The sequence below is a fragment of the Edaphobacter sp. 12200R-103 genome (assembly GCF_010093025.1).
Classification (GTDB): Bacteria; Acidobacteriota; Terriglobia; order Terriglobales; family Acidobacteriaceae; genus Edaphobacter.
Genome location: NZ_CP048114.1, coordinates 2,393,507 through 2,406,004 on the forward strand (window position 1 = coordinate 2,393,507; position 12,498 = coordinate 2,406,004).

Consider the following 12,498-nt stretch of genomic DNA (forward strand, 5'->3'; position numbering starts at 1 on the left):
GGATTGCTTTGTTCTTCCTATCACTCGCATCGTCAGAACCCGTTCGGTGCCTCGGCGAGGCTGGAAGGACCATCTGTGCTTCGCTTTCGCCAGACCGCTTTGAGCTTCTGCCGCCAGCGTTCATCGAGTCCAATCAGCTCCCAATCGACCGCAGGAGAAAGATATCGCAAAATGACTTCCGTGGCTGGATGCACCCGGAGCGCGGGGGCAACAAGATAGAGCTTGGGAGGAAGCTGTGAGAGGACCAGGCCGTTAAAGTAGCCCGCTCGCTGAAGCTCTCCCGTTCCATAACCGTTGCCGACACCGGCATCGCTGTGCAGATGATGCCAGCGGACACGAATCCAGTAATCGAGTCCCTGCAGTGCGAGGTGGAGATCCTCGTCTGCCTTCAACTCGATAACGGCAAGCCTGCCATCGCGCAGAACACCGAGAAGGTCGAGCATGCCACGATCTCCCGCCACAAAGGCAGGAACCTGCGTGTATACGTGCTTCGGATCAAGGTGAGCGTCCAGCGGCTCCAGATCACGTCGCAGAACGCTCTCCAACCAGCGCTCAGATTGCATGCGGTAAAGAGCGTCCCGTTTGTCTCCACCCACGTGCCTGCGCTCGAACAGCCGCGCCACCAGCTCGCGCAGAGCCTCTTCATTATCGGCACTAAGCACCGTCTCGTTTGCGCCCGCGCCGAAGCTGATCTCCTCTTGCGCGTTGAACGAGTTGCCCGCATAGCCTGCTCGGATGCGCGCGAACTCCAGGCCATGCAGCAGAAAGGCCACCTCGGCGCCGCTCGAGACGATCACCTCGACCTGTGAGCGCGCCTGCTCCGGAACGAGCGACAGCACCCGCGTCTCCGCCATCGCGAAACGCTCGCGCACGGCGAACTGATCGGGAGCATGAATCAGCCGTGTGGTGATGTTGCCAGTATCGGCAGGCTCGCGCTGCTCCAGATTCTCTGTCTGCGGATCAAGCTCCCACAGCTCCCACTGCGCTGCACGCTGGTTCAGCCAGCACATGCGGGCTGCCGTCAGAACGCCACTGCCACGCGGCACAACGAGCTTCAGGCCTTGCCAGACACGGCGACCGTCGCCGCTGGTGCGGCAGTGCTCCAGCCAGAGAATCCCAATGGTCAGGATTCCATCGATCGTAGCTTGCGCCTCTTCCGGATTTACCCCGACCACGGCCCACGCATGCTGTCCCTGCACCAAGGTGCCGCGCGCGTATGCCGGCCCGAAACTCTTCTCGAGATCCATGGCGGTTCGCAGCCCCTCCACCTTCCACTGCGGAAAGGCGCGGGTGAGGACGCGGTCCAGCACACGAAGATATTTCACCCTGGTGGCCTCGCGGGTCGAAGGCGTCCTCCGGTCACGATCTGCAACAAGCTCCAGTATCTGTGGCCGGGTTTGCCCGAAACGCAGCACATGGACACGCAGCACAGCACCTCGCGCCTCGACAGAGATCACCCGGCGGACAAGATTGGCCTCCTCGCTCCAGATCTGCAGCGTGCACCGGCCATGCTCAAGCGCAAGCCGATACTTCGCCGCACGCATGTCGAAGGCGATGCGCCCCTCTTCAAGCACTGCCGCGTTGGGATAGCGTGAGAGGAACTGTTCCATCGCCGCAGCAATCGTTTCGGGCGGCTGCTCTTCGACCGGCTTGCGTGCCTTGCCGGCAAGACCGGCTCCTGCTCCGCGTGAGAAAGGCATAGCCGAACGCTAACATATCTTTCGAGCCGTACTACTCAGAGTCGCATCCGGAAATGAAAATCGGAGATGCGAAGCCCCTGGCGAAAGTAGAAGGCATGGGCCTCGTGGCGATGCGTTCCCGAATCGAGCGAAAACGTCTCGCAGCCCTCTTCCCTCGCCAGCGCAATCAGCCATGCGATCATCTGCGCGCCGAATCCATGGGAACGCATCGCTTCATCGGTGACGAGGTCATCCACATAGAGTGTCTTTCCGCTCCACAGAACATGCATCACGCGAAATCCAGCAACCGAAGCCACTGAACCCTCGTGATCGAGAAAAGCAAGACGATAGCCTTCGCTTTGCTGCTGCTCAATCCGATTCACAAAGGTCTCCGCCGTCAGTGCGGGACGCAATTGGTGCATCACCGGAAAGCATCGACGAATCTGTTCTTTGCTCTCGGCCAGTTGAATGGCAGCCATTCGACTACCATCCTTCGCCGAGGCGCAGATGCGTAATATGCGCTACGTGATGTCGAGAGTGCCACGCATACATCAGCGTGGCCGCATCCACAGACACTTCACCCGACTCCGGGTGCCGATAGCCGCGCATCCACTGCTCTTCCGTCAGCGACTGCAGCAGCATCACCCATCGCGCGTGAAGGCTCTCAATCAGTTCCAGAGACCACTCCACGGGAGCAGCTGAGTCGTGAAGCGTAGCCCAGGAATCCTGGTCATAGGGCTTGATCGTGGGCCAGTCTTCAGTGAGGGCAAGGCGAATACGGATAAACGCATTCATGTGGCTGTCGGCAATGTGGTGCACCAACTGCCGCACTGTCCATCCACCTTCGCGATAGGGCGTATTCAACTGCGCTGAACCCAGTCCATCGACTACGTTGCGTAACTGCTCGGGCAACTCCGCCAGGGTTGCGATTGCATTCGTCCGATCTTCACTGGAAATTGTCTCCGGCCGCTCAAACCGTCCGATAGGGTAGCGCGGATCCGTTGCCGTAGTGCTCATCCGTGTAGCTCCTCTCACGCGTCTTTTCTCAAAAGCTAGCACAGCCCGGTTGCATCCTCCGGAGAAAAGACGGGGACCGGGGTGGTTTTCTTTCCACAATGTGCCTTCGCGCGGCGCCATATCGACGCTATGTCATGGTGCAGCAGACATCTACATGGACACGATTACGACACTGACCCGATCGACAGTACCTAACTGGCCGGTAAAGAAACGCGAAACTCGGTGCGTCCTGGCTCCGATTCGAAATCGATGCCGCCATCGTTGTGACTTACAAGCCGACGGGTGATGTCGAGTCCTAACCCCGTACCCTGCCCCACAGGTTTGGTGGTAAAGAAGGGATCGAAGATTTTTGACCGAATCGCCGCCGGAATGCCGGCACCATCATCGACGATACGGACTACGACACGATCATTCTCGCGTGCAGCACGAACCGCCACGCACCCTCCGTTCGGTGCAGCGTCCAGTGCGTTGTCGATCAGGTTTCCCCATATCTGGTTGAACTCGGCAGCGTAGCCTAGAACCTGCGGCAGGGCATCGTCGATCTCGAGCGTTACCTTCACCGACTTCTCCCTGGCCTTTGCGTTCAGCACTGTGACGGCATTCCTTAAACCGATAACGAGATCGATCTGCTCGGCAGTGATGGCCTGGTCCATGTGAGTGAAACCCTTCACCGCAAGAATCAGGCTGGAGATCCGCATCGCCGATCCATGAATCTCGGAGGCAAGCCGGCGTACAGCACAACCGCTTGCAGCCCAACGCAGGGTCGAGGCAAGGGCCTCTCCGGGAACACTCTGGGCGGCTGCCTCCAGTGCATCGAAGCTGATCTCGGTATCGGCCAGCATCTGTGCATCTCCGGTTGCAAGGCCGTGCACCGATAGCCAATCGGCGATCGCCTCCTCGCGATCCAGCTGCTCCAGAGGGGACCGTTCCGTCGCGTGCGCTGCCAGACAACGCTCCCGTATGGTTTCGACCGCGGCCAGTTGTGCTTCGGACAGGCGGGACATCCCCAACGCGAGCGTAGCCGCCTCCGAGTCCTCCAGCCGGTCCGTCAGCAGGCTTACACTGCGTTCGATCGCCGATGCAGGATTGTTCAACTCATGCGCCAATCCTGCCGAAAGCTTGCCCAGCGAGATCATCTTTTCGTTCTGTAGCTCGGCCGAGGTAAACAGCCTTGCGCGATCGATCAACCGGTGCACCAGCAGAGTGGTCAACTCGAAGCACTCGCGGGTCATTTCGCGGATCTGGTCGCGGTGCAGCATGAACACCTCGCTGGGATCGAGGGCCATCGAATTTCCAGGCGCCACCGTAATGCGCGAATACGGCAACAGGCCCGCGACGTCTCCGGAATGCCATTCGACCAGCTTGTTGGGGCCAGCGCCCCGATCGATAAACAGGGCCATTCGGCCTGAAAGAACGAGATACATCCATTCCACAGGCCAGCCCTTGTGCGAAACAATCTCGCCTGTCTGCAATGCGCGCAGAGCTCCGTGCCGGGCCAGCCACGCCAGTTCGTCCTGCGGCGCGGAACCGATGGCCGCATGTGCCGCCAGTCGCTGGATCATATTGTTGTCGGTCGCTTCTTCCACCGCCCGTCGATCCTCACAGAACCCCACGGACTCACAGAATCCGTGGGATTTCCTCCGGTCACAAGGTACCAGATCGAGAGTCTCTTCCCGGCAAAAAGGCCAAAACTGGCATTTGACGTATCGGGAGCGCGGATCGAATCATACTTTTGTAAAGAGCACGAGTTCTTTTGGCGGATTCGCCGCCAGGGCCTGAAGACGATCTTTCAGGTTGGCGACGTGCAGCTCCAGCTTGTGGCCATCAGGGTCCAGGAAGTAGAAGGAGTTTCCCGGGCTCTTGTTTTCCTGCCAGCTTTGGGCACCTGCTGCCTGCATTTTCGCAACGGCAGCATCGAAATCCGCAGCGTCTATCGTGAAGGCGAGATGCGTGTATTCCTTCAAGGGGCCGCTTCTGGTCTCAGAATCCAGATTGAGGCAGATCCAATCTCTACCAGCCTCAAAATAAGCTCCTCTGTACCATCGCGCTACCGGCCGCAATCCGAGAATTTCGGCATAAAACCGGAAAGATCTTTCCAAATCCCGGACTGCAAAGGTTACGTGGTTGATCCCTGTCACCATCCGACTATTATCCGCTCCTCGGCTTCAAATGAGCCGAGCCGGACGGATGTGCCTGCATACGGGCGTTGCCGCATCCTCGCCCGGCTCCTATCATCAAATAGACATGACCACTCCTGCCCCCGATCACAAGCGCTACTTCACTGATAAGCTGGGAATCTCCGAGCGGCTGATGGAACGCTGCCTCGCCGAGGCCCTTTCCGCCGGGGGCGAGTACGCCGACCTCTACTTCGAATCGGTCACCTCAACCTCGCTCGGTATTGATGAGTCGCTCGTCAAGACGGCATCCCAGGGAGTCTCGCTCGGCTGCGGCGTGCGCGTTCTCTCCGGCGAACGCACCGGATATGCCTACACCGACGATCTCTCCTCTGACGCTCTGCTGAAGGCAGCGCGCACCGCGGCCCTGATCGCCTCGGGTCCGGCCAAGGAGCTGATGCAGGGCTTCCGCCACGCCGAGGGCGAGTCGCTCTACCCCATCGCCGGAGCCACCGCCGACGCTGAGATCGTCGCCAAGCTTTCGCTCATCCAGCGCGCCGACGCTGCTGCACGTGCCTACGACTCGCGCATTACCCAGGTCCGCGCCAGCTTCTCCGACGAGCTGCGCCGCATCCTCGTCGCCGCATCCGACGGCACCTTCGCGTCGGACACCCAGCCGCTCTCGCGCCTCAACGTCTTCGTGATCGCGAAGGACGCCACCAACACTGCCCGCGGGTCCTCCGGCGGCGGCGGACGCATTACCATGGACTTCTTCACCAGCGACAAATCCCCAGAGCACTTCGCCCGCGAGGCAGCACGCACCGCACTTCTCCAACTTGGCGCGGTCGATGCTCCCGCAGGCGAGATGGAAGTTGTCCTCGGTCCTGGCTGGCCCGGAGTCCTGCTCCATGAAGCCGTGGGCCATGGCCTTGAGGCTGACTTCAATCGCAAGAAGACCTCGGCCTTCGCCGGGCTTATTGGCCAGCAGGTCGCCTCGCCCAAGGTGACTGTCGTCGATAACGGCCGCCTGCCCAATCGCCGCGGCTCCATCAACGTCGATGACGAGGGCAACCCCACCCAGGAGAACGTCCTCATCGAGAACGGAATCCTGAAGGGCTATCTCTCCGACAAGCTCTCTTCGCGCCTGATGGGAACGCCAAACACTGGCTCGGGTCGCCGCGAGAGCTACCACCACATCCCCATGCCGCGCATGACCAACACCTACATGCTCAACGGCGACGACATGCCTGAGGACATCATCAAGTCCGTCAAGCGCGGGCTCTACGCGGTCAACTTCGGCGGAGGTCAGGTCGACATCACCAATGGCAAGTTCGTCTTCTCGGCAAGCGAGGCCTACCTGATCGAAGACGGCAAGGTCACCCGCCCCGTCAAAGGCGCAACCCTGATCGGCAACGGCCCGGAAGCGCTCAAGTATGTCTCCATGGTGGGAAATGATCTTGCCCTGGACGAAGGCATCGGAACCTGCGGCAAGTCCGGCCAGTCCGTGCCGGTAGGGGTGGGTATGCCGACGGTCAAGCTGGATAAGATGACGGTGGGCGGCACGTCCTAAGCGGACCCGCTTCCCACCATTCTGTCTACCCGGTGTCATTCTGAGCAAAGCGAAGAATCTCTGCCTTTTTCGACAACGTCACAAATGTGACAGGTTGACCTCTTCGCACGTATTCCTCGATGAAACGTGGAACTTCGCCATCTTCGTGATAAAAGCGGATGCATGCACATTCCAGGTTCATGGATTCTGCTCCTCTTCATCCTGCTGATGGCGGCAGTCGCGCTCGTCCTGCTTCATCTGACGGAAGCTGGCCGCATTGTTCACCAGCGAATCCCTGACCGGCCGCACCGCCGCCTTCTTCTCGCCTCTCTCTCGTTCTTCGTCACCTTCCTCGCGGCGCGCCTGCTCGTCTACTCCATCACGCATCACGTTGGACCTTTCGGATACGTCGTGGTGGGCGGCAGGCACATTCATCACCTTGTCTGGGGAATCCTTCTGCTTCTGCTGAGTGGCTACGCCACGCTTGCCGAAGCCGGGACCGGCGATACTCCCGGCTCCCTCTTTCTCAGCCGGCTTCTCTCCATTGCCTATGGCGCAGGCGCCGCCCTCACACTTGACGAGTTCGCCATCTGGCTCAATCTCGATCCCAGCGCCTACTGGTCTTCTCAGGATCGCGAGAGCATCGACGCCATCATTCTCTTTGGTGCTCTTCTGGCAATCGGAACCTGGGGTGCTCCCCTGCTGCGCACTACGTCAAGACCAAAGACGAGATGATGCCCTGCTTGTTCGAGGCAGCAAAAAAGGCGGCGAATTAACGCCGCCTCTCGTCAAATGAACCCAACGTTCGCTACTTTACGCTGGGGCTGTCATTCGCAGGCAGATCTCCCAGAGCATATTGGATACCGGCCAGCAGATGCTCCATGATGGGCGTCATGGCGTAGATGTGCTCGCTATGTCCAAGCGCTTCGTAGAAGACGCGCCCCTTGCCCTCGTGTCGAATCCAGCTGAGACCGTAGTCGCCGTCGGTGCGTTTGGTCGCCGCAGGCTCTTTTGCCTTATCGGCATCGCTCATCTTTGAGTAGTCCACACTGGTCAGCACATGAACCCGCTTGCGCGAGAAGGAGTCCTGCACGAAGGTGTAGATCTCATCATGGACTGTGAACTCCCCGTGGTACATCTGGTTCAGAGGGCTCTTCGGGTCGTCGATCTTCACCGTAATCTCCTGCGGATAGACCCAGTGGAACTTGAAGTAGCCGCCGATCATGATATTGAAGTCCGACCATGTGCCCTTGGGAGGATGGTCTGCCGTGTGGTAGGTGTCACCCGCAGCATGAATGCCGGCCAGGCCTTTGCCGCTGCGCACAAAGTCGAGCAGCGCCTTCTTGCGTGCCTCGGTCGCAGCCGGATCCTTCGGATCGTCCAGGAACCCGAGCGTCGTGTTATCCAGAAAGATCGCGTCATATCCGGCAAGATTCTCAGCCGTAATCTGCGCGGGATCGTACGTAATGGTCGTCGACCAGGCGCCCGTCTTTTCGCCCATGGCCTTCACCGTCTCCGCCGCCAGCGGAATGGAGGAGTGGACAAAGCCCGATGCGTGCGCCAGCACCAGCACCCTACGCTGCTTCTTTGGCTTTACATAGGCCTTTGATGGCAGGTTGTCCAGCATCGCCACGTAGTCCTCAAGCTGCGGCTTCTGGATCTGTACCCCATTTTCGATGCTCTGTTTGCGCGGAGGGCTGGGAAGGGTGCGGTCCTTCAACTCTGCCGTCGTAAGGGTGGTCGCGCTCTGGGCCGACGCCCCCAGGCAGCACAATGCAAGTAACGTGACGGGGATCGATCGGACCAGTCCCTCCCTGCGGCAGAGACCGGATCGCAACAGCTGCTTCATAATCCTCCTTGTGGAAACCGACACAAGGATATATCGATCCGGGATATTTCGGAATCAGAAGGCCTGCTGCCTGCCGGCAGTCACAAAATCCATGGCTGCTCCGCAAACAATTTGATGCCCGTCCACGTCCAACCGTCCGTCCCCTGTACCATGAATAGCTAGAACACTAACGGAAGATCGACGGAAGAGCCGTACGCCTGAATGTCCAGTAGCCCCCAATTTGCCGCACGCATCTTCAGAGCCTTCCGCTATCGCGATTTCCGCCTCATGTGGACCGGGGCCTGCGTCTCCACCATCGGGACCTTCGTCCAGCAATTCGCCCAGAGCTGGCTGGTCTACGACCTTACCAAAGACGCCTTTTATCTCGGCCTCGACCTCTTCCTGGGTCAGCTCCCGATCATGATGTTCTCGCTCTTCGGAGGCGTCTTCGCCGATCGCATGGACCGGCGCAAGATGCTGCTCGTCTCGCAATACATCCAGATGATCTGCGCCTTCCTGCTGGCTACCCTCTTTGCCATGCATCTCGTCAAAGTGTGGCACATCCTTGCGCTTTCCTTTTTTGTTGGCGTAGGACAGTCCTTCGGGGGGCCGGCGTATTCCGCGCTGCTGCCCTCGCTGGTCGGCGCCGAGGACCTCTCAAACGCCATCGCGATGAACTCCATCCAGTTCAACCTCGCGCGCGTCGTCGGTCCTACGCTCGGTGGCCTGGCCTACACAGCCCTCGGTGCAACCTGGTGCTTCGCACTCAATGGAATCTCCTTCCTCGCCGTCATCGCTACGCTCTTCATGATTCGTGTCACCTTCGTTCCCCCAAAAACGACGGAGTCTGTCCTGAAGAGCATGAAGGAGGGCATCCAGTTCATACGATGTCGAGACGGCATGACGGTTCTCGTCGTCCTCGCCTTCTGTACGACCCTCTTCGGCTTCTCCCTCACCAGCTTTCTTCCTGTCTTCGTCCGTACCATCTTTGATAAGGGGCCCGAAACATACACCCTTCTGCTCGTCTGTTCCGGTGCGGGCTCCATCGCAGGAGCTCTCTGGGCGGCCTCGGTCGAGAAGATGAAGGAAAAAGGCCGGCTCACACTGGTCATCCTCATCTCACTCGGCGTCATCATCACCGGGTTTGCTCTCTCCCGATCGCTGCCTTTCTCCTGTGTCCTCATGTTTCTTTCCGGCCTGGCCCTCATGGCGTCGACGTCATTCATGCTTTCACTTGCCCAGCTCATCACGACCGATGCCATGCGGGGCCGCGTGATGAGCGTCTACAGCCTCGCCTTCCGGGCAGGCATTCCCCTGGGAGCGCTCGCCCTGGGCAAGCTGATTCCGCTCTACGGCGTCACAAGGACTCTCGGCAGTACAGGAGTGGCCTTGATGGTGATCTCGCTTTACTTTCTCGTGGCGAACCGCGAATCCACCTTTCGCCCCGTCTCCCGACAGCCTCAAAGCTAAATCACACTACGCTGTCGGAATCACCCCAAGCTGCTGCATCATTCCCAGTGTGTCCATCAGGATGCGGCTGTCCGTCATCCATCCATTGACCACGCGATCGATGACCACGCCCTTTACGCGAACAGCCCTGCCGGTAGCTGCAATCCCGAGAAACTCGCCCTGCTGGGTTCCTGTCCATGTGAAGCGCGAGACCACTTTTTCGCCTTCCACGATGGTCTCTTCGATCGTCCAGTGCATATCGGGAAACGCCGCGCGCATCGACTTCAAGACATTCACCAGTCCCTCGCGGCCCTGCTGCTGACCGGGCAGAGGGTCAAGCTCTACGAAATCTGCGGCGACAATCTCGTCAGCAACCTCAAATCTTCCCTGGTTCAAGATCTCATCGGTGAACCTGTGGACCACGGCAGCACTTCCAGCTTCGGCCATAAAAGCGATTTCCCTTTCGAATCAGAGTGAGTCCGCTGGAATCATAAATCTGCAGTCCATCAAGTCGTCCAGGTAGATGCGGAGCGGCTATGCTTGCAGGAATATGCCTCAACACCTTGCCATCTCCGGTCTGTGCCTGGGAGGGTTGCTCCTGCTTCATCCCTATCTTCAATCACAGAATTCGAGGACATACGACCTCAAGGTAGCGGTCGATGAAGTTGAGATCACCTTTCATGCCGGCGATATTCACGGTCTTCCCGTCAGCGATCTGCGCCAGGACGAGGTTCGCCTGCTCGATAACGAACGTCCACCCAGGCGGATCGTGCTCTTCGAACTGCTTCGCGATCTGCCGATCCGCGCCGGGATCATGCTCGATACCAGCGCCTCAATGGACCAACACCATCAGGCGAACCAGGCCATCGCAAGCGCATATATCCAACACTTCCTCAATCCGAGAACCGATTCGGCATTCGTGATGAGCTTCGGGCAGCGTTTTCAGGTTCGGGAACCGTGGTCGAATCATCAGGATGCGCTCACGGCGGCTATCCAGAAGTCAGGATTCCTTCCGTCTACAACTGCACTCTTTGATGCGATCTATGCAGCCTGCCGCTACCAGTTTGGCAAGCTGGATCATGCCTCCAGCGGCAACTTCATCCTGCTCTTCACCGACGGAGAAGATGACGCCAGCTTTCTTAGCCTTGAGGATGCTGCCAACATGTGCCAGCACACCAATACCGCCATCTACACCTTCCGGCAGGACGACCAACACGGCGATCCGGAGGGATTGCGAACAATCGCCCGCCTCGCCTCTCTGACCGGAGGTCATGTCTTTCCGGCAGACGATTCTCCACAGGAGATGGAGGAAGATCTGAAGATCATTCAGGCGAATCTTAGGAACCAGTACCGCCTTGTCTACAATCCAGCCGATCTCAAACGAGACGGTGCGTTCCACCGCATCGTGTTGCTTCCACCCGATCGCGTCGCTACCGTCCAGACCCGCTCCGGCTATTACGCTCCGAAGGACAAGCCCGTCACGCGATAAGACGGCTATTCCTTATTCACGACCGGCACAACTCGCTCCACATCAGGACGGCCCTTGTGGAGCACGCGCGTCTTCTTCGCTGCCTCGCGCTGCACATCAGGCAGGGGCTTTGGCTCGCCCAGGACCTGCCTTGCGGCTCCACGGAGGATGCGACGCACGGGCCATCCACCATCGGGATTCGGCAGGAAGACCTCGCCGACTCTCTGCTTCTCCGGCCGGTAATACCAACGGCGGAACAGCGACAGATGATCACTCAGAAGGGCAAGGTCATTCACAGCACTCACCCTCTGCTCAAGCTGCCCGATCACTTTGCGAGCGCGGTCCTCAGGAGCGTCAGCGGCCTCTGCCGCCTCGCCTTCCAGAGGCACAGGGGCCAGCATCAGGGGCTGGGCAAACAGAGAGCTGCCCACGCTCGTCTGCTCCTTGACTGCTCGGACGCCAAGGGTTGAAAGCCGTTCAGGACCGACAATGCAACCGGCCGCGAGCAGAAAGACTGCAGCCTCATCTTCCCGCTCCTCGATGGCAGCGGCCTTCTGGACCATGATGGCGCGCAGCTCCGGGACAGGCTGGACAAGTTCATCGGCGAGCGCTGCAGCCGCCTTCACCTTCTGGTGTTGTTCGTGGAGCTGCGCGGCCTTTTCAAACTCCATCTCTTCTGAAGCCTTCTCGCGCTCCCTGGAGATCCTCTCCAAAACGCTCTCGCCACGGCTGTCGAGAAACGCCTTCACGGCGGATGCCTCAGCCGCGTACTCCTCGGCCGTGCAGGCCTGCTTGCATGGCTCGATACACTTCTTCATCTCGCCATAGACGCAACCGGGATGCTCCGGATACGGCGCGAGATCTTCGTGGCAGCGTCGCAGCTTGAAAAGATCGAGCACGGCGTCGCAGTAGCGCTCTGCGGCGGCACGCGATGGAAAAGGTCCGTACGTTTGTGCCAGGCCTCGCTTCGACAGCCGATTGGTCACGTACAGACGGGGAAACTCGTTCTCTGTAGCGAGGCGCAGAAACGCCGGCGTGTGCAGACGGAGACGACGACGGGCTTCAGCGTACCCAAAGATCGCAGCGGTCGCGTGATAGAGCGTCAGGGTCGACTCGAACTCCGAGCCGGTGACGGTGTACTCGATACGAGCGACGCGGTCGCGCAGGTTCAGGCGCTTGGACTGCGACTCCGGCGGAGCCAGCAGACGTTTCATGCGACGGCGCAGGTCAGCCGCTCGCGTCAGGTAAGGCTCAGAGTTTTCCTGCTTACCATAGAGCGCGAATACACCGGGCTGTGCGGGGATAGAGCGCAGAATCTCGTCGGCGTTTCCCGGCGAGAATTCTGCTGTCTTATCGAACTGGAAGCTGGCCGCCACGTCTCACGATTTTAGTTC

The 12,498-nt window shown here is 59.5% G+C and carries 12 protein-coding genes; 4 read left to right on the forward strand and 8 right to left on the reverse strand.

What is annotated here, in order from left to right:
* Window positions 1–32 precede the first annotated feature (32 nt).
* The 5 genes from GWR55_RS09990 to GWR55_RS10010 form a co-directional block, all read right to left on the reverse strand.
* Window positions 33–1,700 (reverse strand): hypothetical protein, encoded by a 1,668-nt coding sequence (locus GWR55_RS09990; RefSeq protein ID WP_238398318.1) that lies wholly within the window; start codon window positions 1,698–1,700, stop codon window positions 33–35.
* A 35-nt stretch (window positions 1,701–1,735) separates the two neighbouring features.
* Window positions 1,736–2,158, reverse strand: a complete 423-nt coding sequence (locus tag GWR55_RS09995) for a GNAT family N-acetyltransferase (protein ID WP_162402140.1) — start codon at window positions 2,156–2,158, stop codon at window positions 1,736–1,738.
* Between the two features lie 4 nt (window positions 2,159–2,162).
* Window positions 2,163–2,696 (reverse strand): YfiT family bacillithiol transferase, encoded by a 534-nt coding sequence (locus GWR55_RS10000; protein ID WP_162402141.1) that lies wholly within the window; start codon window positions 2,694–2,696, stop codon window positions 2,163–2,165.
* Between the two features lie 191 nt (window positions 2,697–2,887).
* Window positions 2,888–4,282, reverse strand: a complete 1,395-nt coding sequence (locus tag GWR55_RS19485; RefSeq protein WP_304487083.1) for an ATP-binding protein — start codon at window positions 4,280–4,282, stop codon at window positions 2,888–2,890.
* Window positions 4,283–4,420: 138 nt separating this feature from the next.
* Entirely contained in the window at window positions 4,421–4,837 is a 417-nt protein-coding gene (locus GWR55_RS10010; RefSeq protein WP_162402142.1) for a VOC family protein, read from the reverse strand.
* Between the two features lie 103 nt (window positions 4,838–4,940).
* Between GWR55_RS10010 and tldD the strand changes: the two genes are divergently transcribed.
* On the forward strand, window positions 4,941–6,380 hold the full coding sequence (gene tldD / locus GWR55_RS10015; protein WP_162402143.1) for a metalloprotease TldD: 1,440 nt from the start codon (window positions 4,941–4,943) through the stop codon (window positions 6,378–6,380).
* 162 nt (window positions 6,381–6,542) lie between these two features.
* Entirely contained in the window at window positions 6,543–7,094 is a 552-nt protein-coding gene (locus GWR55_RS10020; protein WP_162402144.1) for a hypothetical protein, read from the forward strand.
* Window positions 7,095–7,167: 73 nt separating this feature from the next.
* Here the strand turns inward: GWR55_RS10020 and GWR55_RS10025 are convergent, their stop codons facing one another.
* Window positions 7,168–8,208: a ThuA domain-containing protein gene (locus GWR55_RS10025; RefSeq protein ID WP_162402145.1), complete on the reverse strand. Its 1,041-nt coding sequence runs from the start codon at window positions 8,206–8,208 to the stop codon at window positions 7,168–7,170.
* A gap of 201 nt (window positions 8,209–8,409) precedes the next feature.
* Between GWR55_RS10025 and GWR55_RS10030 the strand changes: the two genes are divergently transcribed.
* The gene (locus GWR55_RS10030) at window positions 8,410–9,657 is read left to right on the forward strand and encodes an MFS transporter (RefSeq protein ID WP_162402146.1); all 1,248 of its coding nucleotides are present in this window, start codon (window positions 8,410–8,412) and stop codon (window positions 9,655–9,657) included.
* Window positions 9,658–9,663: 6 nt separating this feature from the next.
* Here GWR55_RS10030 and GWR55_RS10035 read toward each other — a convergent pair whose 3' ends face one another.
* A complete protein-coding gene (locus GWR55_RS10035; protein WP_162402147.1) occupies window positions 9,664–10,083 on the reverse strand; it encodes an ester cyclase in 420 nt (139 codons plus the stop codon).
* Between the two features lie 103 nt (window positions 10,084–10,186).
* Here GWR55_RS10035 and GWR55_RS10040 point away from each other — a divergent pair, with 103 nt between their 5' ends.
* Window positions 10,187–11,125 carry a VWA domain-containing protein gene (locus GWR55_RS10040; RefSeq protein WP_162402148.1) on the forward strand — a complete coding sequence of 313 codons (939 nt, stop codon included), beginning with the start codon at window positions 10,187–10,189 and terminating at the stop codon, window positions 11,123–11,125.
* A 5-nt stretch (window positions 11,126–11,130) separates the two neighbouring features.
* Here the strand turns inward: GWR55_RS10040 and GWR55_RS10045 are convergent, their stop codons facing one another.
* The gene (locus tag GWR55_RS10045) at window positions 11,131–12,480 is read right to left on the reverse strand and encodes a UvrB/UvrC motif-containing protein (protein WP_162402149.1); all 1,350 of its coding nucleotides are present in this window, start codon (window positions 12,478–12,480) and stop codon (window positions 11,131–11,133) included.
* Window positions 12,481–12,498: the final 18 nt, after the last annotated feature.

Coding starts and splice junctions, on each gene's coding strand:
- GWR55_RS09990 (WP_238398318.1), bottom strand. CDS start 1,700: ATGCCTTTCTCACGCGGAGCAGGAGCCGGTCTTGCCGGCAAGGCACGC.
- GWR55_RS09995 (WP_162402140.1), bottom strand. CDS start 2,158: ATGGCTGCCATTCAACTGGCCGAGAGCAAAGAACAGATTCGTCGATGC.
- GWR55_RS10000 (WP_162402141.1), bottom strand. CDS start 2,696: ATGAGCACTACGGCAACGGATCCGCGCTACCCTATCGGACGGTTTGAG.
- GWR55_RS10010 (WP_162402142.1), bottom strand. CDS start 4,837: ATGGTGACAGGGATCAACCACGTAACCTTTGCAGTCCGGGATTTGGAA.
- tldD (WP_162402143.1), top strand. CDS start 4,941: ATGACCACTCCTGCCCCCGATCACAAGCGCTACTTCACTGATAAGCTG.
- GWR55_RS10020 (WP_162402144.1), top strand. CDS start 6,543: ATGCACATTCCAGGTTCATGGATTCTGCTCCTCTTCATCCTGCTGATG.
- GWR55_RS10025 (WP_162402145.1), bottom strand. CDS start 8,208: ATGAAGCAGCTGTTGCGATCCGGTCTCTGCCGCAGGGAGGGACTGGTC.
- GWR55_RS10030 (WP_162402146.1), top strand. CDS start 8,410: ATGTCCAGTAGCCCCCAATTTGCCGCACGCATCTTCAGAGCCTTCCGC.
- GWR55_RS10035 (WP_162402147.1), bottom strand. CDS start 10,083: ATGGCCGAAGCTGGAAGTGCTGCCGTGGTCCACAGGTTCACCGATGAG.
- GWR55_RS10040 (WP_162402148.1), top strand. CDS start 10,187: ATGCCTCAACACCTTGCCATCTCCGGTCTGTGCCTGGGAGGGTTGCTC.